The organism is Mycobacterium sp. NTMscope_MAC_269, from assembly GCF_976985695.1.
This window is the reverse complement of sequence record NZ_OZ335668.1, coordinates 2,688,864-2,714,886: the sequence shown is the minus strand read 5'-3', so window position 1 is coordinate 2,714,886 and position 26,023 is coordinate 2,688,864. Positions and strand designations below refer to the sequence as shown.

The 26,023-nt window shown below is 67.6% G+C and carries 21 protein-coding genes and 2 tRNA genes; 14 read left to right on the top strand and 9 right to left on the bottom strand.

The genetic code is table 11. The features are described 5' to 3' along the window. The first annotated feature begins 142 nt into the window (after window positions 1–142). The 3 genes from ACZ50Z_RS12575 (at window position 143) to ACZ50Z_RS12565 (ending at window position 4,854) form a co-directional block, all read left to right on the top strand. The gene (locus ACZ50Z_RS12575) at window positions 143–2,509 is read left to right on the top strand and encodes an MMPL family transporter (protein ID WP_464483845.1); all 2,367 of its coding nucleotides are present in this window, start codon (window positions 143–145) and stop codon (window positions 2,507–2,509) included. A gap of 74 nt (window positions 2,510–2,583) precedes the next feature. After that, window positions 2,584–3,486, top strand: coding sequence for a DMT family transporter (locus ACZ50Z_RS12570; RefSeq protein WP_464483844.1), 903 nt, complete (start codon window positions 2,584–2,586; stop codon window positions 3,484–3,486). A gap of 156 nt (window positions 3,487–3,642) precedes the next feature. After that, window positions 3,643–4,854, top strand: a complete 1,212-nt coding sequence (locus ACZ50Z_RS12565) for a L,D-transpeptidase (RefSeq protein WP_464483843.1) — start codon at window positions 3,643–3,645, stop codon at window positions 4,852–4,854. Window positions 4,855–4,862: 8 nt separating this feature from the next. On the opposite strand, the gene ACZ50Z_RS12560 is transcribed toward ACZ50Z_RS12565, so the two are convergent. From ACZ50Z_RS12560 to orn, 3 genes are all read right to left on the bottom strand, one after another. Continuing rightward, entirely contained in the window at window positions 4,863–5,276 is a 414-nt protein-coding gene (locus tag ACZ50Z_RS12560; RefSeq protein WP_464483842.1) for a hypothetical protein, read from the bottom strand. A gap of 84 nt (window positions 5,277–5,360) precedes the next feature. Then, window positions 5,361–5,436, bottom strand: a tRNA-His gene (locus ACZ50Z_RS12555). A 49-nt stretch (window positions 5,437–5,485) separates the two neighbouring features. Beyond that, window positions 5,486–6,133, bottom strand: a complete 648-nt coding sequence (orn, locus tag ACZ50Z_RS12550; protein WP_464483841.1) for an oligoribonuclease — start codon at window positions 6,131–6,133, stop codon at window positions 5,486–5,488. Window positions 6,134–6,390: 257 nt separating this feature from the next. Here orn and ACZ50Z_RS12545 point away from each other — a divergent pair, with 257 nt between their 5' ends. After that, window positions 6,391–7,956, top strand: a complete 1,566-nt coding sequence (locus tag ACZ50Z_RS12545; RefSeq protein WP_464483840.1) for a helicase HerA-like domain-containing protein — start codon at window positions 6,391–6,393, stop codon at window positions 7,954–7,956. A 244-nt stretch (window positions 7,957–8,200) separates the two neighbouring features. Here ACZ50Z_RS12545 and cmrA read toward each other — a convergent pair whose 3' ends face one another. Continuing rightward, window positions 8,201–9,007, bottom strand: coding sequence for a mycolate reductase (cmrA, locus tag ACZ50Z_RS12540; RefSeq protein WP_464483839.1), 807 nt, complete (start codon window positions 9,005–9,007; stop codon window positions 8,201–8,203). Between the two features lie 68 nt (window positions 9,008–9,075). Here cmrA and ACZ50Z_RS12535 point away from each other — a divergent pair, with 68 nt between their 5' ends. Beyond that, the gene (locus ACZ50Z_RS12535) at window positions 9,076–10,416 is read left to right on the top strand and encodes an MFS transporter (protein ID WP_464483838.1); all 1,341 of its coding nucleotides are present in this window, start codon (window positions 9,076–9,078) and stop codon (window positions 10,414–10,416) included. A gap of 44 nt (window positions 10,417–10,460) precedes the next feature. Here the strand turns inward: ACZ50Z_RS12535 and ACZ50Z_RS12530 are convergent, their stop codons facing one another. Further along, complete coding sequence (locus tag ACZ50Z_RS12530; protein ID WP_464483837.1) at window positions 10,461–11,240, bottom strand: MmpS family transport accessory protein; 780 nt, start codon at window positions 11,238–11,240, stop codon at window positions 10,461–10,463. 62 nt (window positions 11,241–11,302) lie between these two features. Beyond that, window positions 11,303–11,944, bottom strand: a complete 642-nt coding sequence (locus ACZ50Z_RS12525; protein ID WP_464483836.1) for an SACE_7040 family transcriptional regulator — start codon at window positions 11,942–11,944, stop codon at window positions 11,303–11,305. 195 nt (window positions 11,945–12,139) lie between these two features. Between ACZ50Z_RS12525 and ACZ50Z_RS12520 the strand changes: the two genes are divergently transcribed. The 8 genes from ACZ50Z_RS12520 (at window position 12,140) to ACZ50Z_RS12485 (ending at window position 21,785) form a co-directional block, all read left to right on the top strand. Further along, complete coding sequence (locus ACZ50Z_RS12520) at window positions 12,140–13,729, top strand: carboxyl transferase domain-containing protein (RefSeq protein WP_464486213.1); 1,590 nt, start codon at window positions 12,140–12,142, stop codon at window positions 13,727–13,729. Window positions 13,730–13,734: 5 nt separating this feature from the next. Then, the gene (locus ACZ50Z_RS12515) at window positions 13,735–15,732 is read left to right on the top strand and encodes an acetyl/propionyl/methylcrotonyl-CoA carboxylase subunit alpha (RefSeq protein WP_464483835.1); all 1,998 of its coding nucleotides are present in this window, start codon (window positions 13,735–13,737) and stop codon (window positions 15,730–15,732) included. Then, window positions 15,729–16,895, top strand: coding sequence for an acyl-CoA dehydrogenase family protein (locus ACZ50Z_RS12510; protein ID WP_464483834.1), 1,167 nt, complete (start codon window positions 15,729–15,731; stop codon window positions 16,893–16,895). The genes ACZ50Z_RS12515 and ACZ50Z_RS12510 overlap by 4 nt, the downstream gene beginning before the upstream one ends. Then, window positions 16,877–17,389, top strand: coding sequence for a MaoC family dehydratase (locus ACZ50Z_RS12505; RefSeq protein WP_464486212.1), 513 nt, complete (start codon window positions 16,877–16,879; stop codon window positions 17,387–17,389). Before ACZ50Z_RS12510 ends, ACZ50Z_RS12505 begins: the two co-directional genes overlap by 19 nt. After that, complete coding sequence (locus tag ACZ50Z_RS12500; RefSeq protein WP_464483833.1) at window positions 17,386–18,207, top strand: HpcH/HpaI aldolase/citrate lyase family protein; 822 nt, start codon at window positions 17,386–17,388, stop codon at window positions 18,205–18,207. Before ACZ50Z_RS12505 ends, ACZ50Z_RS12500 begins: the two co-directional genes overlap by 4 nt. 249 nt (window positions 18,208–18,456) lie before the next feature. After that, window positions 18,457–19,539 carry a pyruvate dehydrogenase (acetyl-transferring) E1 component subunit alpha gene (gene pdhA, locus ACZ50Z_RS12495; RefSeq protein ID WP_464486211.1) on the top strand — a complete coding sequence of 361 codons (1,083 nt, stop codon included), beginning with the start codon at window positions 18,457–18,459 and terminating at the stop codon, window positions 19,537–19,539. A 9-nt stretch (window positions 19,540–19,548) separates the two neighbouring features. After that, window positions 19,549–20,604, top strand: coding sequence for a 3-methyl-2-oxobutanoate dehydrogenase subunit beta (gene bkdB, locus ACZ50Z_RS12490; protein WP_464483832.1), 1,056 nt, complete (start codon window positions 19,549–19,551; stop codon window positions 20,602–20,604). Continuing rightward, window positions 20,601–21,785: a dihydrolipoamide acetyltransferase family protein gene (locus ACZ50Z_RS12485; RefSeq protein WP_464483831.1), complete on the top strand. Its 1,185-nt coding sequence runs from the start codon at window positions 20,601–20,603 to the stop codon at window positions 21,783–21,785. Before bkdB ends, ACZ50Z_RS12485 begins: the two co-directional genes overlap by 4 nt. Before the next feature lie 17 nt (window positions 21,786–21,802). Here ACZ50Z_RS12485 and ACZ50Z_RS12480 read toward each other — a convergent pair whose 3' ends face one another. From ACZ50Z_RS12480 to ACZ50Z_RS12470, 3 genes are all read right to left on the bottom strand, one after another. Further along, window positions 21,803–22,573: an enoyl-CoA hydratase gene (locus ACZ50Z_RS12480; RefSeq protein ID WP_464483830.1), complete on the bottom strand. Its 771-nt coding sequence runs from the start codon at window positions 22,571–22,573 to the stop codon at window positions 21,803–21,805. Between the two features lie 453 nt (window positions 22,574–23,026). Next, window positions 23,027–23,437, bottom strand: coding sequence for a hypothetical protein (locus ACZ50Z_RS12475; RefSeq protein ID WP_464483829.1), 411 nt, complete (start codon window positions 23,435–23,437; stop codon window positions 23,027–23,029). Between the two features lie 956 nt (window positions 23,438–24,393). Next, window positions 24,394–24,467: transfer RNA gene (locus ACZ50Z_RS12470), tRNA-Arg, on the bottom strand. 186 nt (window positions 24,468–24,653) lie between these two features. Between ACZ50Z_RS12470 and lipQ the strand changes: the two genes are divergently transcribed. Further along, window positions 24,654–25,901, top strand: a complete 1,248-nt coding sequence (lipQ, locus tag ACZ50Z_RS12465; protein ID WP_464483828.1) for an esterase LipQ — start codon at window positions 24,654–24,656, stop codon at window positions 25,899–25,901. Window positions 25,902–26,023 lie beyond the last annotated feature (122 nt).

Here is a 26,023-nt window from a genome sequence, read left to right as displayed (position 1 = left end):
CCATGTGCCGAGTGTGCTTGTACGTTCGATACCCGAGTACCAGATGGTCAAACCTCAAGGCTTGCCCACTCGACCACGGGCTGACGCGCATAATCGGCGCCGGGGCGGGTCAAAAGACGCTGTTTCGGGTAGGCGATACGCCATGCTGCAGGTAATCACCCGGCTTGCCATTGCCGCGCCGCGCCGCATCGTCGGGATCGCCGTCCTGGTGTTGGTGGGAGCAGCAGTCTTCGGGCTTCCGGTGGTCAACAGCCTTTCCGGCGGCGGCTTCCAGGACCCGACCTCGGAGTCCGCGCGCGCAACCGGGGTCCTCCGCGACAAGTTCAACCAAACCGACCAGCAGATGCTGATCGTGGTGACGGCGCCGGACGGTGTTCGCAGCGATCAGGCGCGCCGGGTCGGCACCGACATCGTCGACCAGCTGAAACGATCGCCGTGGGTGCTCAACGTGTCGTCGGCGTGGACCATGCCGCCCGATCGTGCCCAGGCCGCGGCCCAGCTGATCAGCAAGGACAACAAATCGGGGATGATCGTCGCCGGCCTGAAAGGCGGCGAGAACGACGCGCAGAAGTACGCCAGCACGCTGACCAGCGACCTGGTGCACGACCGCGACGGCGTCACCGTGCGTGCGGGCGGCATGGCCGTGGCATACGCGCAGATCAACGGACAGAACCAGCGGGATCTGCTGCTGATGGAGTCGATCGCGATCCCGCTGAGCTTCGCGGTCCTGGTCTGGGTGCTCGGCGGCGTGGTGGCGGCGACGCTGCCGATCGTGCTGGGCTTGTTGGCCATCGTCGGCACCATGTCGGTGCTGCGGGTGATCACCTTCGCCACCGACGTGTCGACCTACGCACTGGACCTGAGCATCGCCATGGGCCTAGCCCTGGCCATCGACTACAACCTGCTGATCATCACCCGCTACCGCGAGGAGCTGGCCCGGACGGAGGACCGGGACCGGGCGCTCTACCGCACCATGGCCACCGCCGGTCGAACCGTGCTGTTCTCGGCCACGACCGTCGGGCTGTCGATGGCGGTGATGGCGCTGTTCCCGATGTACTTCTTGAAATCGTCCGCCTACACCATCGTGGTCACCGCGATCATCGTGGCGATCGCCGCGGTGGTGGTCACCCCGGCGGCGATCGTGCTGTTGGGGCCCCGCCTGCACGTGCTGGACGCCCGCCGGGTCATGCACCGCATCCTGCACGGTCAGCGGTCGTTCCGCGACCACGCGCACCGGCCGCTCGAAGAGCAGTTCTGGTACCGGTCGACCCGGTACGTGCTGCGCCACGCCCTGCCGGCCGGGTTGAGCGTCGTGGCGCTGCTGCTGTTGCTGGGGGCGCCGTTCCTGGGGGTCAGGTGGGGCTTTCCGGACGAGCGCGTGCTGCCCGAATCCGCGTCGGCGCGCCAGGTCGCCGACATGCTCGACAACGACTTCGCGAACGGGTTCGGCACCGGGGTGACCGTCGTGGTGCCCGACGCTCGCGGCGTGACGCCCGCCGACCTGCAGCGGTACGCCGCGGAACTGTCGCGCGTGCCCGACGTCTCCGCGGTCAGCGCACCGGCGGGAACGTTTGCCGACGGGAATCGGGTCGGGCCGCCCGTCGCGGCCACCGGCGTGGCCAACGGCAGCGCGTTCTTGACCGTCTCCACCACCGCGCCGCTGTATTCGCAGGCCTCGAACGCCCAGCTGGACCGGTTGCATCAGGTTGCCGGGCCGGGCGGGCGCTCGGTGCAGATGACCGGCCTGGCGCAGATCAACCGCGACAGCGTCGACGCGATCACGAACCGACTGCCGATCGTCTTCGCCCTGATCGCGCTCATCACCTTTGCGCTGCTGTTCTTGCTGACCGGCAGCGCCGTGCTGCCGCTGCAGGCGCTGGTGTGCAACGTGTTGTCGCTGACGGCGGCGTTCGGGGCGATGGTGTGGATCTTCCAGGACGGCCACCTGGGCGCGCTGGGCACCACCCCCAACGGGACGTTGAACGCCAACATCCCCGTGCTGCTGTTCTGCATCGCGTTCGGGCTGGCCATGGATTACGAGGTCTTCCTGGTCTCGCGCATCCACGAGTACTGGCTGGCCTCACAAGCCATGCGGGAGGCGCCGGCCACCGCGGCCGAGGCCCGCGCCGCCACCGACGAGAGCACGGCGCTGGGCATCGCCGGCATCGGCCGGGTCGTCACCACCGCCGCGGTGGTGATGTCGATCTCGTTCGCCGCGCTGATCCCCGCGCACGTGTCGTTCATGCGGATGCTGGGCCTGGGCCTCACGCTCGGCGTGCTCGTCGACGCCACCCTGGTGCGCATGGTCCTGGTCCCCGCGTTCATCCACCTGCTGGGCCGCTGGACGTGGTGGGCGCCGCGGCCGTTGCTCTGGTTGCGGGAGCGGTCCGCCGTCGGGGAGGACGGCGAAATCGCGGTGGGACGTGGCCGCTGGGCCCGCGACGCATCCAACGCGGGGCGGGCACTGATCAGACGGTGGCCCACCAAGGCCGCGACCGGGCGCGGGTGAACCGAAATGTGTTGTGAGGCAATCACTTCGACCCGAACCCCGTCGCCGATGCCCGCGAGGACGGAGTAATCGTCATGGGCCGAACCGATATCGCCGCACTCCTCGCATTGAGTTCTGCGCTGTGCGTCGCGATCGGCGACGTTCTGCAGCAACGAGCGGCGCACTGCATCTCCGACAGGGCGCTCGGCTCCGTCGAGCTGTTCGCCAACCTGCTTCGCAGCCAACGATGGTGGTGGGGCACCGTGCTGTTGGCGGCCAGCATCGGCTTGCAGGCCGCGGCTCTGGCCGGGGGATCGGTGTTGCTGGTGCAGGCGCTGCTGATGTTTTCGGTGCTCTTCGCGCTGCCCATCAACGCCAGGTTGTCGCATCGCGCCGTGACCGCCAGTGAGTGGATGTGGGCGGCGTTGTTGACGGCCGGGGTCAGCGTGGTCGTCATCGTCGGCAACCCTCAGGCCGGTCATTCGGGCGCCTCGCTGGGAACGTGGGCCGCGGTGGCCATCGTCCTGGCGCCCCTGTTGGTCGGTTGTGTGGTGGCCGGGCGGATCCGCGGCGGGGCCGTGGCGGCGGTGCTGTTCGCGTTCGTCTCGGGGTCGCTGTGGGGCGTCTTCGCGGTGCTCACCAAGGAGGTCGTCGCCCGGCTCGGCGACGGCATCGGGGCGATGACCCGGACTCCCGAGCTCTACGCCTGCATCCTCGTCGCGCTCGGCGGGGTGGCGTGGAGCCAGTCGGCGTTCCGTGCCGGGCCGCTGACGGCGTCCATGCCCACTTTGCAGATGTCGCAGCCGGTGGTGGCCGCGGTGCTGGGCGTCGTTGTCCTCGGCGAGACGCTGAACACGGGTCATGCCGGGATGATCGCCTTGGTGGCGGCCGCGTTGGTGATGACGGCGGCCATCGTCAAACTCGCCCGTGTCGAGGCGGTCGCGACCCGCGACCGGGTCGAGGCGCAGCGCCACGAGGAAGCCGGTCAGCCCGCGTAGCTGACCGTGCTGCGGCGTCGCTGACCTGGCTCGAGTGACGAAGTCATTGCGGCGGAGACACCGATCGGCCGCCCTGGTCGGTGTGGGCATGTGGAGTCGGCTAAACCCTCTAGAATGCCTGCAGCTAGGTCAGCGGTGACCAACTTCGAGAATTGAATGGAAGGTCACTGGATGACGCCTTTGCGTGGACGCCGATCGTGGCTGGCAGCCGCGATGGCCACGGTCGCTGTGTTTGCCGTCGCCTGCGGTGGCAACCACGCGGCCGCGCCGGCGAAGGTCATCTTCGACAAGGGCACTCCGTTTGCCGACCTGCTGGTTCCCAAGCTGACCTCCTCGGTGACCGACGGCGCCGTCGGCGTGACGGTGGATGCACCGGTGACGGTGAGCGTCGCCGACGGCGTGCTCGCATCGGTCACCATGGTCAACGAAAATGGCAGGTCGATCAGCGGGAAGCTGAGCCCCGACGGCCTGCGCTGGTCCACCACCGAGCAGCTCGGCTATAACCGGCGCTACACGCTGAATGTCAAGGCGACGGGGCTGGGTGGCGCGGCCAGCAAGCAGATGACCTTCGCGACGAGTTCACCCGCCCACCTGACCATGCCGTACGTCAGTCCGGTCGACGGTGACGTGGTGGGCATCGGCGAGCCGGTGGCGATCCGCTTCGACGAGAACATCGCGGACCGGGCGGCGGCGCAGAAAGCCATCAACATCACCACCAACCCGCCGGTGGAGGGCGCGTTCTACTGGCTCACCAATCGTGAAGTGCGTTGGCGCCCAGAGCATTTCTGGAAGTCTGGGACGTCCATCGACGTGGCCGTCAACACCTACGGGGTGGATCTGGGCGACGGAATGTTCGGTGAGGACAACGTCAAGACGCACTTCACCATTGGCGATGAGGTGATTTCGACCGCCGACGACACCACGAAGACGGTGACCGTGCGGGTCAACGGTGAAGTCGTCAAGACCATGCCGACGTCGATGGGCAAGGACAGCACGCCAACGGCCAACGGCGTCTACATCATTGGCGCGCGGTTCAAACACATGATCATGGATTCGTCGACCTATGGCGTTCCGGTCAACTCGCCCAACGGGTATCGCACCGAGGTTGACTGGGCCACCCAAATGTCCTACAGCGGAGTCTTTGTGCACTCCGCGCCGTGGTCGGTCGGCGCCCAAGGCCACACCAACACCAGCCACGGCTGCCTGAACGTCAGTCCCAGCAACGCCGAATGGTTCTACGACCACAGCAAGAGCGGTGACATCGTCGAGGTTGTTCACACGGTGGGGCCCACCCTGCCGGGGATCGAGGGGCTCGGCGACTGGAACATCCCGTGGCCGGAGTGGAAGGCGGGCAACGCCAACACCTGATCGGTCCGTCAGTCGATCTTGTGCCAGCTTCCGCAGCTTCGGGTCATGAACGCGGTATCGGTCGGCAAAATCTGAACCACCTGGGGGCCGTCGCCGACGTTGTTGTCGATGATGTCGTTGGTGTCGAAACTGCGCAGCCTCGCCCAATAGCACCCGTATTTGCCGCCGTCGGTGCGATAGGTGCCCGCGGCGATGTCCTTGTTCACGATGTAGGTGCCGTTGGCCTCGATGGACGACTTCGGTCCCGGCGGGGGTGGCGGCGCGACGGTCTTCGTCACCGTTTTGGTCTCCGCCGGCCGGGTCGAGATGACGGTGGTCGCCGTGTGGCTCGATCCGCCGCAGCCCGCGAGAAGCAACGCGAGCGCCGTGAGCGCGGCTTGCGTCGCTCGCTTCGGGGGCGAGACAGGGCGTCGTCTGTTCACTGGCTTCCACTCGTGGACGCGACAGCGGTGCGCGGAGTCGCTACCACCGTAAAAGGTCAGGGAGCGGCGATGCTCCCTGACCAATGGGGTGAGTGACGGGACTCGAACCCGCGACATTCAGGATCACAACCTGACGCTCTACCAACTGAACTACACCCACCATGGCTGTGTGCCGGCCCGCAGGCCTGCACGAGCAGCGACTGTAGATACTAGCGGCTCGTCGGCGCGCTGGCCGAATCGCTTGGTCCCGGTGCGTCTTTTCCGCCGTCAAGGGAGGTGACTACCGCCTCGATTTCGCTGGTAGACGGGCCCGGTGGGGACACGAACGCGGTGCGCCGATAGAACTGCAATTCGCGGATCGATTCATGGATGTCGGCCAGTGCGCGGTGGGCGAGCCCCTTGGTGGGCTGACCGAAGTAGATCCGCGGATACCAGCGCCGGCAGAGCTCTTTGATCGAACTCACATCGATCATGCGGTAGTGCAGGAACGTGTCCAGGGCGGGCATGTCGCGCACGATGAATGCGCGGTCGGTGGCGATCGAGTTTCCGGCGAGCGGCGCCGTCTTGGGTTGCTTGACGTGTTGGCCGATGTAGTCGAGCACCATCGCTTCGGCGGTCGCCAGGTCCACAGTGGATGCCCGCACCTCGTCGATCAGCCCGGAGCGCGAATGCATTTCGGTCACCACGTCACCCATCGCTTCCAGCGCGGCGTCGTCGGCGTGGATCACCACGTCCACTCCGTCGCCAAGGATGTTCAGATCGGCGTCGGTGACCAGGGCCGCGATTTCGATCAGCTTGTCCGAACCGAGGTCGAGTCCGGTCATTTCGCAGTCGATCCACACCAATTCGTCTCGCACAGCGCTCAGACTAGTGGCGACCGCAAGCGCGGCGGAGCCGGGCGCGGCGGGTTGCCACCGTCGGAGGAGGCGCGACCGCAAGCGCGGCGGAGCCGGGCGCGGCGGGTTGCCACCGTCGGAGGAGGCGCGACCGCAAGGGCGGCGGAGCCGGGCGCGGCGGGTCGCCACGCTGGGTCTCGCCCCCGGATCCGCCCGAGAAGTAGGGTGAGCGTTGTCGAACTGCATGCCGAATCACTGGGGAAGAGGGGCGCAGCACGATGAGCACCGATTCAGAGGCAACAGCGGCGAACCGGATCGCGGACGGCTACGCCGTCGACGGCCAGGCACTGGAATTGGGCACCGTCGTGGTCGACGGCACTGTCGACCCGGGCGCGCAGATCCGCATTCCGCTGGCGACGGTGAACCGGCACGGACTGGTGGCCGGCGCCACCGGAACCGGCAAGACCAAAACGCTGCAGCTGATCGCCGAACAGCTCAGTGCCGCGGGCGTGCCCGTGCTGATGGCCGACGTGAAGGGCGACCTGTCTGGGCTGTCCACGGCGGGGGAGGGCAACGACAAGACTGCGGCGCGCGCCCGCGACACGGGCGACACGTGGGAGCCGACGGGGTTCCCGGTGGAGTTCCTGTCCCTGGGCACCGGCGGACTCGGCGTGCCGGTTCGGGCCACCGTCGACAGCTTCGGCCCGGTCCTTCTGTCGAAAGTGCTGGGGCTCAACGCGACTCAAGAGTCGACCCTGGGCCTGATCTTCCACTGGGCCAAGGAAAAGAACTACCAGTTGGTCACCCTGGCCAATCTGCGTGATGCGATCACCCACCTGACCAGCGAGGAGGGTAAGGCCGACCTGAAATCCCTTGGCGGCGTGTCGTCTACGACGGCAGGTGTCATCCTGCGCGCGCTGGTGAACCTCGAGGGTGAGGGCGGCGACACGTTCTTCGGCGAGCCGAAGCTCGACCCGAACGATCTGCTGCGCGTCGACGCGGGTCGCGGCACTATCTCACTGCTGGAGTTCGGCGGCCAGTCGCTGCGTCCGGTCATCTTCTCCACCTTCCTGATGTGGTTGCTGGCAGACCTTTTCACGGTCCTGGACGAGGTCGGTGACATCGACAAGCCCAAGCTGGTCTTCTTCTTCGACGAGGCGCACTTGCTGTTCGCCGACGCGTCCAAGGCCTTCCTCGAGCAGGTCGAACAGACCGTCAAGCTGATCCGCTCCAAGGGCGTCGGGGTGTTTTTCTGCACCCAGTTGCCCACCGATCTGCCCAACGACGTGCTGTCTCAGTTGGGCGCGCGAATCCAGCATGCGCTGCGGGCGTTCACCCCCGACGACCAGAAGGCGCTGTCCAAGACCGTGCGCACCTACCCGAAAACCGATGTCTACGACCTGGAATCGGCGTTGACGTCGCTGGGGATCGGCGAGGCCGTCGTGACCGTGCTCTCCGAAAAGGGCTCGCCCACCCCGGTCGCGTGGACCCGCATGCGGGTGCCCCGCTCGCTGATGGCCTCGATCGGCAACGACGCGATCAAGGCCGCGGCCAAAGACAGTGACCTGCAGGCAAAGTACGGCCACACCGCTGAGCAACCCGCGCAACCCCAGGATGCGCACCCCCCGTCGCAGCCGCCGCAGACCCAGTCCGACTACCCACCGGTCCCGCCGAATGACCCGGTCCCGCCGATGCCGGAGCCCGCCGAGCCCAAAGGCGCCAAAGGGCCGTCGATGTGGGAGGAAGTGCTGCAGAACCCGACGGTGAAAAGCGGCATCAACACGGCGATACGCGAAGCGGTGCGAAGCATTTTCGGCACCGGCCGTGGCCGCCGCCGCAAGTAGCAGGGGCCCTTCGTCGCGAGCGCCGATCGCGGGCGTAACGCCACGGCGAAGAATCGCGCGCGAAACCGCCCCTGCGTTACGCCCGTGAGCGAAGGGGCCCGCCGCCGCAAGTAGCGGGGGCCGTTCGTCGCGAGCGTAACCTGGCTGCGAAAATCCGGGCCGCAAATCGCAGCCACGTTACGCTCGCCGGGCTTGTGGTGGACCCAAGCCGCGTTACGCTCGCGCGGGCTTGCCCACCAGCCGCCTACCCGCCGCCGAGCTTTTTGTAGAACGCACCCACGATGGGCGCCACGATGGCGCGCGGTGCGTATCCGCTGGCCACCGACATGGCCTTGGAAGTCAGGCCGGGAACGACGCGCATCTTGTTGCGGCCCAACGCATCCAGCGACACCCGTGCGGTGTGCTCCGTCGAGATCCACAGGAAGTCTGGTACCAGTCGCTCCACGATCGACGCTTCGGTCTCGGCGGGCAGGTCGGTGCGGACCGGGCCGGGCGCCAGCAGTGTCACGTTGACGCCGGACCCGCGGAGTTCACCGCGCAGCGACTCGGTGAACGTATTCACGAACGCCTTGGTGGCGGCGTAGGTGGCGTTGTAGGGGATCGGTGAATTGCCGGCGGCCGAACCGGAAATCAGGATTCCGCCGGCCCTGCGCTCGACCATGCCGGGCAACACCGCCAGCGTAAGATCGTGCACCCCAAGGACGTTCAGCTGTAATTGTGCTTTCTCGGCGGCCGGATCGAGCGTGGCGACCGGACCGAAGGTCGCGGTGCCCGCGTTGGCGCACAGGATCGAGATAGGGCGGGCGGCCAACTCGTCGCACAGTTTCGCGCGGTCGCCCGGGTCGGCCAGATCGGCGGGCCGCACGTCGACGGTGACGTGATACTTCTCGGACAGGCGGGCGGCCAGGTCCTTGAGTAGATCCTCGCGTCGCGCGGTGACGATCAGGTTGTGTCCGCGGGCGGCGAGTTCGGTGGCCAGCGCTTCACCGATGTTCTGCGAAGCTCCGGTGACAACGGCGCGCGCCTCGGGGCTTGGAGCGGGTATCGGCATGCGCCAATCGTAGACAGCCGGCGAAACGCCATCCGCAGCCGATCGCCGGCGCCGCTAGAGTGCCGGGCATGAGTCAGCCGGAGTTGCGTTCCGCCGCCCCCGTGCGGTCTCGCGTCGTCGCGTGGGCGCTGTGGGACTGCGGCTCGACCGGGCTGAACGCGATCGTGGCCACCTTTGTCTTCGCCGTGTATCTGACCAGCAGCGTCGGGGTGGGCATCGGGGGCAGCACCACCCCGGCGAGCTGGCTGGGCCGCGCGGCGGCCATCGCGGGGTTGACCGTCGCGGTTTTGGCGCCCGCCGTCGGCGTGTGGGTGGAGTCACCGCATCGCCGGCGGGTGGCGCTGAGCGTGCTGACCGCCGCGGCGGTGGCGCTGACCAGCTCGATGTTCTTCATCCGCGACCGGCCCGGCTACCTGTGGGCGGGTCTGGTGCTGTTGGGGGCGACGGCGGCCTGCGGGGACCTGGCCAGCGTCCCGTACAACGCCATGCTGCGTCAGCTTTCGACACCGCAGACGGCCGGCCGGATATCCGGATTCGGCTGGGCGGCAGGTTACGGCGGCAGCGTCCTGCTGTTGCTGGTGATCTACACCGGCTTCATCTCCGGATCGGACTCGGGACCGGGCGCCACCCGCGGACTGCTGCGAATTCCCTTGCAGGACGGGCTTTATGTCCGCGAGGCGATGCTGGTGGCCGCGGCCTGGCTGGCGGTGTTCGCGCTGCCGTTGCTGTTCGTGGCGCAGCGACTGAGCGAGCCGGCCGAGGCGTATCGGCCCACGAGCATGTTGGGCGGTTACCGCAAGCTGTGGACCGAGGTGTCCGCGGAATGGCGCCGCGACCGCAACCTGGTGTACTTCCTGGTCGCCAGCGCGTTGTTCCGGGATGGGCTGGCGGCGATCTTCGCCTTCGGCGCGGTGCTCGGCGTCAACGTGTACGGCATCTCCCAGGCGGACGTGCTGATTTTCGGGGTGGCGGCGTGCGTCGTCGCCGCGGTCGGCGCGGTGCTGGGCGGGTTCGTCGACCACCGGGTCGGCTCGAAACCCGTCATCCTGGCCTCCCTCGCCGCGATCATCACCCTGGGGCTGACGTTGATGGTGTCGTCCGGGCCGGTCGCCTTCTGGGTGTGCGGGCTGCTGCTGTGCATGTTCATCGGGCCGACGCAGTCGTCGTCGCGGGCCCTGCTGCTGCAGATGGCCAAACACGGCGGGGAAGGCGTCGCGTTCGGCCTCTACACCATGACCGGGCGGGCCGTGGCGTTCCTGGCGCCGTGGCTGTTCTCGGTGTTCGTCGACGTGTTCGGCGCCGTGCGCGCCGGCCTCGGCGGGATTTCGCTGGTCTTGATCGCGGGGCTGGTGGCGATGCTGGTGGTCCGCGTTCCGCAGCGCGGCGCCCCGGTCACCGAGCCCGTGTAGGGGCGTCTCGAGCGTGGGGGATATGTACGTGGGGCGGCGAGGCGTCAGCCCCGGGCGTCGCAGATCGTCAGCCCGCCGCCGACGCGCTTGCTCACCTGAACGCCGTTGACGGTGACGGTGCAGGTGACGCTGTGCCCGATGTTGACGATCGTGACGTTGGCCGGATGGACGGCCGATTTCGCCAGACTGACTTGCTTGCTCCACGGCAGCGCGACGTTGAATTCGGTCTGGATGAGATCGCCGGTGTCGATGTACATGATGCTGATCGCGCGGCCCTCGCCCGTGACGGTGTAGACGACGTCCTGCATGGCCGCCGGGCCGGTCGTCGGGGTGGGCAGCCCCGGGACGGTCGTCGGCGGTATCGGCGCCGGGATGAGGGTCGGCGACTTGCGCGCCGAGGGGGTCGGGCTGTCCGGACTCGGCTCCGGCATCGCCGGCAACGGCGGGACGGCGGTCTGGGTCTTGATCGCGTCGTTGGCGAGCGCCAGCGCAATCACCAAAGCGATGACCAGCAGCACCGCCGCGCCGGCGGCGATCCACAGCCAGCGCGGCGATTTCGGTCCCCCAGGCGGTAGGGGAGCCATGCCCTGCGCGTGCAGCTCGTCCGACGGAGGAAGGTCTTGCTGCCAATACGCCGGCAACCGCCTGGTCGTGTTCGTCTCGTTGGTGGTGGGCGCCCAGGGCGACATCGTCCCGCCATAGGTGGGGGCGTACGGCGTCTGATCGGCGTATGCAGGATCGGCGGGCGGCGCGTACCGCGGCTGCTGCGGCCCCGGTAGCGATGGACTAAACCGCTCGGTGGGACGTGAATCGTTCATGTCCACCTCATGGCTTGCAGGGTACCTGGGCGATGCGCTGAAGCGCTTACTCCCTTGTGACGCGGAGCTCAGGGGCACTGATTTCCGGCCGCGAGCGCGGCGGTCGTCATCGCGCGCATGACGGTGCGCACGCTCTTGCTGCGCGAGGTATCCGGAGATTTCATGCTGTGCGGCGTCGAATTCAGCAGGCCGAACGCGGCGTGCGCGGTCAGCCGGGCGTCGGCCTCGGCCAGCTGTGGGTTCAGCTCGCGCAGCACCCCCACCCAGACCTCGACGTATTGGCGCTGCGCTTTACGCACCTGCTTTTCGGCCGCCCTGGGCAAATACGCCAGGTCGCGATCTTGGATGCGGATCAGGTCGGGTTCGGTCAAGGCGAAGTCGAGATGGAAGTCGATCAACCCGTCCAGCGCGACGGCGGCATCGGAGCTATGGGACCGCACCTGCCGCGCGCCGGCGAGCAACCGGGTGCTGATTCCCACTAGTAATTCGACCAGAAGCGATTCTTTGTTGGGGAAATGGCGGTAGATGGCGGGACCGCTGACGCCGGCCGCGGCGCCGATGTCTTCCAGTCGCACCGCGAGAAATCCACGTTCGGCGAACAACCGTTCGGCGGCGGACAACAGTTGTAAGCGGCGGTCGGATTTCAACTGGCTCCGACGATTTGGGGCGTCGGCGCCGGCGGCCTGGCCTTCGGAGGCAGACGCTGTCATGACGGACCTCCGTGTGGTGAATCGTCACCAACGTAGCACGAGTTATTCGCAATTAACTCGCGTTTTTCGCCGGGTACCGTGCTCCCTGGACCGGCACCGACGGCAATGGTATTCTCAAGCCCCGAGTTAATGAGTATTAACTCAAAAGGTGTACCGCCCGACGGCAAGGAGGCTGCTGCGGCGATGGACAAGGTGATGACCGCGCCGGCGAAGGCTCCCGAGGCGTCGTTCGCCGACGAGCACCGCCGGCTGGTCGGCGAGCTCAACACCAGGCTGGCCGCGGCCGCGCTCGGCGGCAACGAGCGCGCGCGGGAACGCCACGTCAGCCGCGGGAAGCTGTTGCCGCGCGAACGGGTGGACCGCCTGCTCGATCCCGGCAGCCCGTTTTTGGAGCTCTCACCGCTGGCAGCCGACGGCATGTACGACGACGAATCGCCCGGAGCCGGCATCATCACCGGCATCGGCCGAGTGTCCGAGCGCGAGTGCGTCATCGTCGCCAACGACGCCACCGTCAAGGGCGGCACCTACTACCCGATGACGGTCAAAAAGCACCTGCGCGCCCAAGAGGTGGCGTTGCAGAACCGGCTGCCGTGCATCTACCTGGTCGACTCCGGCGGCGCGTTCCTGCCGCGCCAGGACGAGGTCTTTCCCGACCGCGAGCACTTCGGCCGCATCTTCTTCAACCAGGCGACTATGAGCGCCAAGGGAATTCCGCAAGTCGCCGCGGTGCTGGGGTCGTGCACGGCCGGCGGGGCCTACGTGCCGGCGATGAGCGACGAGGCCGTCATCGTCCGCGAGCAGGGCACCATCTTTTTGGGCGGCCCGCCACTGGTCAAGGCGGCGACCGGCGAGATCGTGTCGGCCGAGGACCTCGGCGGCGGCGACCTGCACTCGCGGGTTTCCGGCGTCACCGACCACCTCGCCGACGACGACGAACACGCGTTGCGGATTGTCCGCTCGATCGCCGCCACCTTCGGCCCGCGTGAGCCCAGCCCGTGGGAGGTGCGGTCCCCGGTCCCGCCGCCGTGCGCGCAAACCGAGCTCTACGACGTGGTGCCACCGGACCCGCGGGTGCCCTACGACGTGCACGAGGTCATCGTGCGGCTGGTCGACGGCGGCGAATTCAGCGAATTCAAGGCCAACTACGGCAAGACCCTGGTGACCGCGTTCGCCCACATCCACGGCCACCCGGTGGGGATCGTGGCCAACAACGGGGTGCTCTTCAGCGAATCCGCTTTGAAGGGTGCGCATTTCATCGAGTTGTGCGACAAGCGCAAGATCCCGCTGCTGTTTTTGCAGAACATCGCCGGGTTCATGGTGGGCCGGGACTACGAGGCCGGGGGCATCGCCAAGCACGGCGCCAAGATGGTCACCGCCGTCGCCTGCGCCCGGGTGCCCAAACTGACCGTCGTGATCGGCGGATCCTATGGGGCGGGCAACTATTCGATGTGTGGTCGGGCGTACTCGCCGCGCTTCTTGTGGATGTGGCCCAACGCCCGGATCTCGGTGATGGGCGGCGAGCAGGCCGCCTCCGTGCTGGCCACCGTGCGCGGTGAGCAGCTCAGCGCGGCGGGCAAACCATGGTCGGCCGACGAGGAAGAGGCGTTCAAGGCGCCGATCCGCGGACAGTACGAGGACCAGGGCAACCCGTATTATTCGACGGCCCGGCTGTGGGACGACGGGATCATCGACCCGGCTGACACGAGAACATTTGTCGGGCTTGCCCTTTCGGTGTGCGCCCAAGCACCGTTGGAACCCGTCTCCTACGGCGTCTTCCGGATGTGAGTGCAGTGTTCGAGACAGTATTGGTGGCAAACCGCGGCGAGATCGCGGTGCGGGTGATCCGGACGCTGCGCCGGCTGGGCATTCGGTCGGTGGCCGTCTACAGCGACCCCGATGCCGGCGCGCGGCACGTCCTCGAGGCCGACGATGCGGTCCGACTGGGACCCGCGGCGGCGCGCGAGAGCTACCTGAATATCGAGAAGGTGGTCGACGCGGCCGTGCGCACCGGATCTCAGGCGATTCACCCGGGGTACGGATTCCTCTCCGAGAACGCCGATTTCGCTGCGGCCTGCGAGCGGGCCGGTGTGGTTTTCCTGGGGCCTCCCGCGCAGGCGATCCAGGTGATGGGCGACAAGATCACCGCCAAGAACGCGGTCGCCGCCTTCGACGTCCCGGTGGTTCCCGGCGTGGCCAAACCGGGGCTGAGCGACGACGAGCTGGTCGCGGCCGCGGACGAGGTCGGATACCCGGTGCTGATCAAGCCGTCGGCTGGCGGCGGCGGCAAGGGCATGCGCTTGGTGGAAGAGCCGGGCAAGCTGCGCGAAGCTTTGGTGGGCGCGCGCCGCGAGGCCGCCTCGTCCTTTGGCGACGACACCCTCTTCCTGGAGCGATTCGTGTTGCGCCCCAGGCACATCGAGGTGCAAGTGCTCGCCGACACGCACGGCAACGTCGTGCACCTCGGCGAGCGGGAGTGCAGCCTGCAGCGGCGCCATCAGAAGGTCATCGAAGAAGCGCCGTCACCGTTGCTTGACGAGGCGACGCGCGCGCGCATCGGGTCGGCCGCCTGCGACACCGCGCGCAGCGTCGACTACGTCGGCGCGGGCACGGTCGAGTTCATCGTCTCCGCCGACCGTCCCGACGAGTTCTTCTTCATGGAGATGAACACCCGCCTGCAGGTCGAGCATCCGGTCACCGAGGCGGTCACCGGGCTGGACCTGGTGGAGTGGCAGCTACGGGTCGCCGCCCGCGAGAAGCTGACGTTCGCCCAGGACGACGTCGAACTGCGCGGGCACGCGATCGAGGCCCGCGTGTACGCCGAGGATCCGGCGCGCGGATTCCTGCCCACCGGCGGGCGGGTGCTACAGGTCTTCGAACCCTCCGGTGACGGGGTGCGGGTCGACTCGTCGCTGCTGCCCGGCACGGTGGTCGGCAGCGACTACGACCCGATGCTGAGCAAGGTGATCGCCTACGGCGCCGACCGCGACGAGGCGCTGGCGAAACTCGACCGGGCGCTGAGCCAAACCGCAATCCTGGGCGTGCAGACCAATATCGAATTCCTGAGGTTCCTGCTCGCCGACGAGCGGGTGCGGGCCGGCGAGCTGGACACCGCGCTGCTGGACGAGCGGCTGGCGGACTTCGCCCCGCTACCGGCCCCCGATGACGTGCTCGCGGCGGCCGGGCTCTACCGGCAATCGGCGCTGGCCACCCGGGCACGCCACTTCGCCGGCAATCCCTGGGCGGCACCCACGGGATGGCGCGTCGGCGGCAGCGCGGCGCCGGTTCGCACCGACATGCGAACCCCGCTACGCAGCGAGACGGTGTCGGTGTGGGGGCTTCCCGAGTCCGCCGCGGTGCAGGTCGGCGACGGCGAAACCCGTTCGGCCGCCGTATATGTCGAGCCGGCGCGGATGAGCGCGGTGATCGGCGGCCTGCGTCGCGACTACCGATGGGCTGAAGCCGACCGGCACCTGTGGATCGCCGACGAGCGGGGCACCTGGCATCTGCGTGAGGCCGAGGAGAACAAGATTCATCGCGCCGCGGGCGCGCAGCGGGCCGAGATCGTCAGCCCGATGCCCGGCAGCGTGATCGCCGTCCAAACCACCTCCGGCACCGAGGTTTCCGAGGGCGACGTGGTGGTCGTCGTGGAGGCGATGAAAATGGAACATTCGCTGGCCGCACCGGTTTCGGGCACGGTGGAGGTGTTGGTCTCCGTGGGTGATCAGGTAACCGTGGATCAGGTGCTGGCCCGGCTGAGCCCGGAAGAAGAAAGCAAGGACGAGACATGACGACATCCATCACCGCGGGGACGCTCCCCAAGGAATACGAAGATCTGCGGAACACCGTCGCCGAGTTCGCGCGCACCGTCGTCGCCCCGGTGTCGGCCAAACACGATGAGGAGCACAGCTTCCCGTACGAAGTCGTCGCCAAGATGGGGGAGATGGGGCTGTTCGGCCTGCCTTTCCCCGAGGAGTACGGCGGTATGGGCGGCGACTACTTCGCGCTGTCGCTGGCGCTCGAGGAACTCGGCAAGGTCGATCAATCCGTGGCGATCACGCTCGAGGCCGGCGTGGGCCTCGGTGCCATGCCGATCTACCGGTTCGGCACCGAAGAGCAGAAGCAGAAGTGGCTGCCGGACCTGGTCGCGGGCCGGGCGCTCGCGGGCTTCGGGTTAACGGAGCCGGGCGCGGGTTCCGACGCCGGAGGCACCCGCACCACCGCCCGGCTCGACAACGGCGATTGGGTGATCAACGGGTCCAAGCAGTTCATCACCAACTCGGGCACCGACATCACCTCCCTGGTCACCGTCACCGCGGTCACCGGGGCCGCCGCCGACGGCAAGAGGGAGATCTCGACGATCATCGTGCCCAACGGCACGCCGGGATTCACCGTCGAACCGGTCTACAACAAGGTCGGTTGGAACGCGTCGGACACCCACCCGCTCAGCTTCGCCGACGCCCGAGTTCCCGAGGAGAACCTGCTGGGCGCGCGCGGACGGGGGTACGCGAACTTCCTGTCGATCCTGGACGAGGGCCGCATCGCGATCGCCGCGCTCTCGACCGGGGCGGCACAGGGCTGCGTCGACGAGAGCGTCAAGTACGCCCAGGAGCGCCAGTCGTTCGGCCAACCGATCGGCTCCTACCAGGCGATCAGCTTCAAGATCGCACGCATGGAGGCGCGTGCCCACGTCGCCCGCACGGCGTACTACGATGCCGCTGCAAAGATGTTGGCGGGCAAGCCCTTCAAGAAGGAGGCGGCCATCGCGAAGATGATCGCCTCGGAAGCGGCGATGGACAACGCCCGCGACGCTACGCAGATCCACGGAGGGTATGGGTTCATGAACGAGTATCCGGTGGCGCGTCACTACCGCGACAGCAAGATCCTCGAAATCGGTGAGGGCACCACCGAGGTGCAGCTGATGCTCATCGCGCGATCGCTGGGCCTGTCGTGACGGAAGGCAAGTCAATCATTCAGCGGGGCTTGTGGTTTGAAGAGTTCGAGATCGGCACCACCTACCTGCACCGCCCCGGCCGCACGGTCACCGAAGCCGACAACGTCTTGTTCACCACGCTGACCATGAACACCCAGTCGCTGCACCTCGACGCCGCCTGGGCCGCCGAGCAGCCGGGCTTTCGGGGCGAGCGGCTGGTGAACTCGATGTTCACCCTCTCCACCGTGGTGGGGCTGTCGGTGTCGCAGCTGACGCTCGGCACCATCGTGGCGAACCTCGGCTTCTCCGAGGTGTCGTTCCCCAAGCCCGTCTTCCACGGCGACACCCTGTACGCCGAAACCGTGTGCACGGCCAAGCGCGAATCGAAGAGCCGCCCCGGCGAAGGCATCGTCACCCTCGAGCACACCGGACGCAACCAGCACGGCGACGTCGTCGCGCGCGCCGCGCGCACCACGCTGGTCCAAAAGCGCCCGCCCGACCAGGAGGCCAAGTGAACCTGCACGACGCCGGCCCCGGATGGCTGTTCTGCCCGGCCGACCGTCCCGAACGTTTCGCGAAGGCCGCCGCCGCGGCCGACGTGGTGATCCTCGACCTCGAGGACGGTGTGGCCGAGGCCGATAAGCCCGCCGCGCGCAAGGCCTTGCAGGAGACGCCGCTGGACCCCGGGCGTACCGTCGTGCGGATCAACGCCGCCGAGACCGACGAATATCCCCGCGACCTCGAGGCCCTCGCCGGTACCGCCTACACCACGGTGATGCTGTCCAAGACGGAATCGGCGGCGCAGGTGGACGCGTTGGCCCCGCGCGACGTGATCGCGCTGCTCGAGACGCCGCGCGGCGCGGTCTTCGCCACCGAAATCGCCGGGGCGCAGGGCACGGTGGCGCTGATGTGGGGCGCCGAGGACCTGGTCGCCACGCTCGGCGGGAGCTCCAGCCGCTGGGCAGACGGGACCTACCGGGACGTCGCGCACCACGTGCGGTCGACGGCTCTGCTCAACGCGTCCACCTTCGGCCGGGTGGCGCTCGACGCGGTCCACCTGGATATCCGCGACCTCGACGGCTTGCGGGCCGAGGCCGAGGACGCGGTCGCGCTGGGGTTCGGCGGCACCGTGTGCATTCATCCCAGCCAGATCCCGGTGGTGCGCGAGGCGTATCGCCCCAGCGAGGACAGGCTGGACTGGGCGCGACGGGTGCTGGTGGCCGCACGCAGCGAACGCGGGGTGTTCGCGTTCGAAGGGCAAATGGTCGACTCCCCGGTGCTCAAGCACGCGCACATGACGTTGCGCAGGGCGGGTGAGTCGGTCCCCGGCTGACCGTTCCGGCGGTCGGTGGCACCGGCCTACCGGGTGCACCCGCGACACGCTCCGCAGTCTTCGCAATCAACGCGGTCTCTTCTCATTTGAGGGCATAATGGTGAATACGCCAGTGTCGCGGCGAGCGAAGTCTTTCGTGTAGCTGGCGATCGACGTCCGCTCGCGGTAGGTCTCGGCTGACCGTTTGCTGTGACCCGCTGTGGCTCGTGGGGCCACGCGGCACCCAGCGAGGGAGGCGGTGTGGCGCAGATGTCTCAGATGCCCATGGCTGTCGACCTCGAACCGGTGCAACTCGTCGCCGCCGATGGCACGCCGACGTCCGAACGCCGTTACGGCCGTGACCTTCCCGCGGAAACGCTGAGCTGGCTCTACGAGCTGATGGTGATCACCCGCGAACTCGACGCCGAATTCGTGAACCTCAAGCGGCAGGGCGAGCTGGGGCTCTTCGCGTCCTGTCGCGGTCAGGAAGCCGCCCAGATCGGCGCGGCGGCGTGCCTGCGCAAGACCGACTGGTTGTTTCCCCAATATCGGGAGTTGGGCGCCTTTTTGGTGCGCGGCATCCCGCCCGGGCACGTGGGGGCGGTATGGCGCGGAACCTGGCATGGCGGCCTGGAATTCACCAAGAAGTGCTGCGCCCCGCTCGCCATTCCGATCGGCACCCAGACCCTGCACGCCGTGGGGGCGGCGATGGCCGCCCAACGGCTGGGCGAAGATTCGGTGACGCTCGCTTTCCTCGGTGACGGTGCCACCAGCACGGGAGACGTGCACGAGGCGCTGAACTTTGCCGCCGTGTTCACCACGCCCTGTGTGTTCTTCGTGCAGAACAACCAGTGGGCGATCTCGACGCCGATTTGCAAACAGACCGCCGCACCCTCGCTGGCGCACAAGGCGATTGGCTACGGCATGCCCGGAATTCGGGTGGATGGCAATGACGTCTTGGCGTGCTACGCGGTGACGGCCGAGGCCGCGGCGCGCGCCCGCGCCGGTGATGGCCCGACCTTGATCGAGGCGATCACCTACCGCATCGGCCCGCACACCACCTCCGATGACCCCAGTCGGTACCGGACGCAGCAGGAAGTCGATCACTGGGCGGCACTGGACCCGATAACGCGGTACCGCACTTATCTGCGGGTCCAGGGTCTGTGGTCGGAACGTCTGGAGGAACGGATCATTGGCCGCGCACAGCGAATGCGCACCGAATTGCGCGACGCGGTGGTCGACGCACCCGATTTCGACATCGACGAGGTGTTCACCTCGGTGTACGCCGAGATTATGCCGGAACTACAGGCGCAGCGCCGGCAGCTGCGGACCGAACTCGACCGAAGCGATTGAGAGGCGTCCATGACTCAGCTCGCTGATCGTCCGACCGGCCACGACGAAACACTTGCCGCCGCAGTGGAAAACGTGGCGTTGGGTGTGCAGTCGTTGACCCTGGTGCAGGCGGTCAACCGCGCCCTGCACGACGCGATGGCCGCCGACGATCGGGTGCTGGTGTTCGGCGAGGACGTCTCCGCCGCGGGAGGGGTGTTCCGGGCCACCGAGGGACTGGCCGAGGCGTTCGGCGACAGCCGCTGCTTCGACACGCCACTGGCGGAGTCCGCCATCATCGGCATCGCGGTCGGGCTGGCGTTGCGTGGCTTCGTGCCCGTGCCCGAGATTCAGTTCGACGGGTTCTCCTATGCGGCGTTCGACCAAGTGGTCAGCCACCTGGCGAAGTACCGCACCCGCACCCACGGCGAGATCAATATGCCGGTGACCGTGCGCATCCCGTCGTTCGGGGGAATCGGTGCCGCAGAACATCATTCGGATTCCACCGAATCCTATTGGGCGCACACCGCCGGATTGAAGGTGGTGGTGCCGTCCAGCCCGGCCGACGCGTATTGGCTGCTGCGCCACGCGATCGCCTGCCCGGACCCGGTCATGTTTTTGGAGCCGAAGCGGCGCTACCAGGGCCGCGGCCCGGTCGACGCCACCCGGCCCGAACCACCGATCGGGCGAGCGATGGTGCGCCGGCCGGGCACCGACGTCACCGTCGTGACCTACGGCAGCCTGGTCGGCACCGCGGTCGCCGCCGCCGATGATGCCCAGCGCCAACGCGGCTGGAACCTGGAGGTCATCGACCTGCGCTCACTGGTACCCCTGGACTTCGACACCGTCGCAGCGTCGATCCACCGGACCGGGCGCTGTGTGGTGATGCACGAGGGGCCACGCAGCCTGGGGTTCGGAGCCGAGCTGGCTGCGCGCGTTCAAGAGGAGATGTTCTACGAGCTGGAGGCGCCGGTGTTGCGCGCGTGCGGGTTTGACACCCCCTACCCGCCGGCCCGGTTGGAGAAGTGGTGGCTGCCCGGCCCCGACCGGCTGCTGGACTGCGTCGAGCGCGCTTTGGAACAGCCGTGACCGGCCCGTCCGCTCGGCAACGCATCAAGCCGTTTCGGGTCCCCGACCTCGGCGAGGGACTGGAAGAAGTGACGGTGACGCAGTGGAACGTCGCGGTGGGCGACGACGTCGAGCTCAACCAGGTGTTGTGCACGGTGGAGACCGCCAAGGCCGAGGTGGAGATCCCCAGCCCGCACGCCGGACGGATCGTCGAAATCAACGGCGCTGAGGGCGATGTGCTCAAGGTGGGGGCGGTGCTGGTGCAGATCGACACGGCGCAGCGCAACGGCGACCTACCGGCCGCCGAGATGGAGCCGCCGCCCACACTGGTCGGCTATGGCGCCGATGCCGGTGTCGACAGCAGCCGGCGATCCGGTCGTCCGCTGGCCGCCCCTCCGGTACGCAAGCTGGCCAAACAATTGATGGTCGACCTGGCCTCGTTACCGCACAGCGCCGGGGCCATCATCACCCGCGAGGACGTGCTGGCGGCGGCCGGCGGGACCGGGAACGGCGCCGACGTCCGATCGGTTCATGGTGTGCGGGCCCGGATGGCCGAGAAAATGGCGCTGTCGCACAAGGAGATTCCCGCCGCGAAGGTCACCGTCGAGGTGGACTGCGCCGAGCTGGTGCGGCTGTCCGAACGGCTCCGCACGACGGACCAGAAGATAACGCCCTTCGTGCTGACGCTGCGATTGCTGGTCATCGCGTTGCGCCACAACGAGATTCTGAACTCGACCTGGGTCGACTCGCCGGAAGGTCCACAGTTGCGCGTCGACCACCGGATACACCTGGGCATCGCCGCCGCCACCGAGCGCGGGCTGCTTGTCCCGGTGCTCTCCGACGCCCACACCAAGACGACGCGCGAACTGGCAGCTCGCGCGGCAGAATTGATCGCCGCAGCACGTGCGGGCACCCTGACGCCGGGGGAACTGAGGGGCTCGACGTTCACCGTGTCGAACTTCGGTGCGTTGGGTGTGGACGACGGCGTGCCGGTGATCAACCATCCCGAAGCGGCCATCCTCGGGATGGGAGCGATCAGGCCGCGGCCGGTGGCTCTCGACGCCGAGATCGTGGCGCGCCCGTCGATGTCGCTGACCTGTGTGTTCGATCACCGCATCGCCGACGGCGCGCAGGCCGCCCAATTCGTCTGCGAGTTAAGGGATCTGATCGAGTCACCGGAAACCGCCCTGCTGGATTTGTGACCGCATCGTGCGGCGGGCTACTTGCGTTGCGCCGCGGCCAATCTCTGCGCGAATTCTGGTGACTGGATGGAATGAGCCTGCGGCCCAAGCTCGGCGCGCATGGCCTGCTGGTGTTGCTCGTGGTCCAGCGACCCCGGGCTGATGGTAGCCCGCATAGTCGCCTTGGTCGCCAGCACCACCTCGCGCGGCGCCGCCGCCGGCCCGGCGGCCAGTTCCAGCGCCGCGGCCACCGGATCATCGGCGACACTGAGTGCCAGGCCATGCCGCACCGCGGCCTCAGCGTCGAAGCGCATGCCGAACAGCAGGGCCGCACGGGCGACCTGCGGGCCGACCACGCGCTGCAGCATCCACGTCGCGCCCCCGCCCGGGTGAAGCCCCAGCTTCTGGAACCGCGCATCGAACAGGGCGGCGGGTCCGGCGATGCGCACGTCGGCCGCCAGGGCCAGATTCAGACCCGCCCCGACCGCCGCGCCGTTGACTGCGGCGATGGTGGGGAGACGGCAACTGCCGATGGCCATGAAGCCGTCGTAAAGCTGCTGCAGACCGGTCTCGGCCCCTTGCGTCCCCGCAGCCCCCAGCGCACTGAGGTCGGCACCGGCGCAAAATGCCTTGCCGGCTCCCGTGACCACCACGGCGTGCACATTGGGATCGGCTTCGGCCCGCTCGACTGCCTCGCGCAGGAGCCCCGACGTCTCGGCGGTGACCGCGTTGCGCCGGCCGGGATCGTTGACGGTGATGAGTGCGACGCGGTCGTCGACGTCGAGCAGGACAAGGTCGGACTGGGCCATATCGGGCACCTTCGGCTTGAGGGTTGGGTAGCGGGTCCGCCTGAGCCGCCCCGTTCGTTCGGCGGCGGCGCGACGAGCGAGGTAAGGGTACTTCGCGCCCTGGGGTGCGGATCGGCCGGCGTGAGCGCGATTAGCGGGGGACGCGGGAAAGGGGAGCCCCAAAAAAACGTCGACGGCCGGCTTATTAGACATCGCCGGGTCTGGACGCCATTCACCGCCGCCCGGTGTTCCTGCACCCGAACTGGTGCAAACACGCCAATCTTTGCCGGGTGCGCGAGTGAAGTCGGAATCTACAACTAATGCTGTGTTTACCAATTCGTTATGTGCGACTTTTGGGACACTTGGTCTCGTCTGCGGAAAGACCTGCGCAAACGCGCGGTTCGTCAGCCTTCGCGCAGATCGGGACGGGGGCCGTCAGCGGCTCGTCCCGGACGCGGGTGGGCTTCCGGAAAACTAGGACTCCGGTTTCGCCAACTTCTTAGCTAGCTCATCGAGTTCGGCCTGACGCTCACGCACCGCGCACCCCCGCTGATCCAAGCCCGCTCCCTGCAGAATGGCCCTCGGCAGGGCTGTGCTGCGCAACTTGATGTTGGCGTAATGGATTGCAGCATCGATCATTTCGATGTAGCGCTCCGCGTCATGTTCCGAGCAGGAGCCCTCGATCCGCTGGACTTCGTCCCAGCACGGATAGGCGGAATACCGCGCGTCGAGTTGGTGCTGCGATACCTGAGATCCGAAGTAACATCGCCAGTCTCGGCTCAGCCAGCCCCTCGTCTTGACTTCGACTTTGATTCGACTACCCACGCCGGCAATGAACCTCGGCTCGCCGACACGGACTACCGGCTGCCAGTCATTTGACGCCATATATCGCCAACCCCTCGAAGAGAAGACGCCCTAACTAATGATCTCCCCGAGGACGTCAACTGCTCGTCGTGACACGCTGTTCCCAGAATACTGAATCCGCAAACTTTGGATAGTCACTTTGACTACTTCCGGCCGGCCCACGGTATGTGGACCGGCCGAATAGCCATTACCGCCGGTTCTATGAGTGCGCTTTGTGCCCGCTGATTTCATGCGCAAACAATGCCGTGACCTGCGTTGCTGCGCCATTTCGCGGCGCTTGACCGCACGGCCTCAAGCCGTCGGCCGCCACCCGCCGAGCGGGCCGGCCGAAGCCCGCGGGCAAGGATTCATTGAGATTCCGCCAAGGCCGCCTCCGCAACCTCTTCTCAGCTCGCGAGAGCGCCCATTCGGCACCGACCCTAGGAGCAACCCATGCGGGACGCGACGGACCAAAAGACGAACGATCGGCGGCTCGGATTCCTGCGCCTGACGCTGGTCTCCGCCACAACGGCGCGTGACGCGACAGGCTCGGCGATGTCGTGCAATTCAGCGCCGACCGGAAATCGGAAGGGGTCTGGCAGTTTGTCGCGGCGCGATAGCCGCAATAAGGCAATCGGTGCAATGGGTTTCGGTCATCCTCGCTGGTCTCGCGACCTGTGTTCCGTCAACGCCGAACGAGCGCCACCATCGGTCGCCTGCCGGAGGGTTTTTTTCCGCGGACCGCCGCGGGAGACGTTGGCCGGGCTTACGCTCTGTGGTTATGACCAGGGGGAAAAAGGTCCTGTTTGCGCTGGCGCTCGCGTTCGCCGTCTCAACGACGTCGGTGAGTTGCATACCTATTGACATACCCACCTGCCCGGCGGGTGGCGGTCCGGTCGGCTGCTGATCGCCAGCGCGCTGTAGCGGCGGGAACGCCCCATCGGATGCCGGTGTCATAGCGCGATTGCTGCGCCGCCCGCGGATTCTGCCTCTGGCTGCGCCCCCGGCAGGATTCGAACCTGCGACCTAGGGATTAGAAGGCCCTTGCTCTATCCACCTGAGCTACGGAGGCAATGCGCAGGTCAGTCTATCCAACCGCGCCCGCCGGCCCGATTCCCCGCCGCCACGCGCACGAAAAGCCTTCCCGCGCCGCGTTTATCGGTTATCGTGATGGACCTCGACACACGTACAACATCGGCCGGCAATCGGCCGTTAACCGCAGCGAGGCGTGTGCCTAACGTCGAGGGGTGACGTTGTCATGAGCGTGGCCAGTAACCTGACTTCGCGCTGTTCGTGGGCTGGCGACCAGGCATCACGCCTGGCGGCCGACGCCAGGGTCGCCTATCAGGCCGGCAGCCTGTTGCTGCGCGGCGGCCCGCTCGCCCTGGGCTTATTCGCCGGCTGGCTGTCCACGGAGTTCCCGCCGCACGTCGTCACCGGTCACGCGCTGTCACGGGTCGCTCATCCCTCGATCGGCCGGGTCGGCAAGACGTGGGCCGCCCAGCGCGCCGATCAAACCCTCACCACCGCGCTCGAGGAATCCTTCGGCCCCGACTTCCGTGAGCAGGTGTGTCACCCGACCACCGTGGGTACCGTGTGCGCCCCGCGCGGTGGCCTGCTGGGCAGGCCCGGGCCGCACCGTCGGTATGCCGCACAGACTTCCGACATTTCTTACGGCCCCCGCGGCCGCGACAACCTCCTCGATATCTGGCGGCGCGACGACCTGGCGCCGGGATGCCGGGCGCCGGTGCTCATCCAGGTGCCGGGCGGTGCGTGGGCGCTGAACGGCAGACGCCCGCAGGCCTACACGCTGATGAGCCGCATGGTCCAGCTCGGCTGGATCTGCGTGTCGATCGACTACAGCAAGAGCCCGCGCAGCGCCTTCCCCGCGCACCTCATTGACGTCAAGCGCGCGATCGCGTGGGTCCGGGAGAACATCGCCGACTACGGCGGCGACCCCGACTTCATCGCGATCACCGGCGGCTCCGCGGGCGGGCACCTGGCCTCGCTGGCGGCACTCACCCCGAACGATCCCGACTTTCAGCCCGGTTTCGAAGAAGCCGACACAGGCGTCCAGGCGGTCGCCCCCTATTACGGCGTCTACGACTTCACCGACTTCGAGAACATGCACGAACTGATGCTGCCGTTCCTGGAGCAGTTCGTGGTGAAGGCCCGCTACGCCGACGCGCCGGAGCGGTTCACCGCGGCGTCGCCCATTTCCTATGTGCATGCCGAGGCTCCGCCGTTCTTCGTGCTGCACGGCGAGAAAGACGAGCTGGTTCCGAGTGGCCAGGCCCGCGCCTTCTGCGCGGCGCTGCGCGCGGCCGGCGCCCCCACGGTGGGTCACGCCGAACTCGCCAACGCGCATCACGCTTTCGACATCACCCCGACGGTTCGGTCGCGGCTGGCGGCCGACGCCGTCGCCGATTTCCTGGGTGTCGTCTACGGGCGGCGCGTCAGCGCGGTCCTGGATTCGCTGCCGCTGTCGGCCACTACCGCCAGTTGAGCGCCAGTTGAGCGCCCGCTGAGCGCGCGCTCCACTCCTCGCCGCTCCTTTCACCAGCGGGGTAACCCGGCTAGCGTTGTGGTGACCATCAGGGTTCGCGGGGCCAAGGCGGGAGGCGTGAT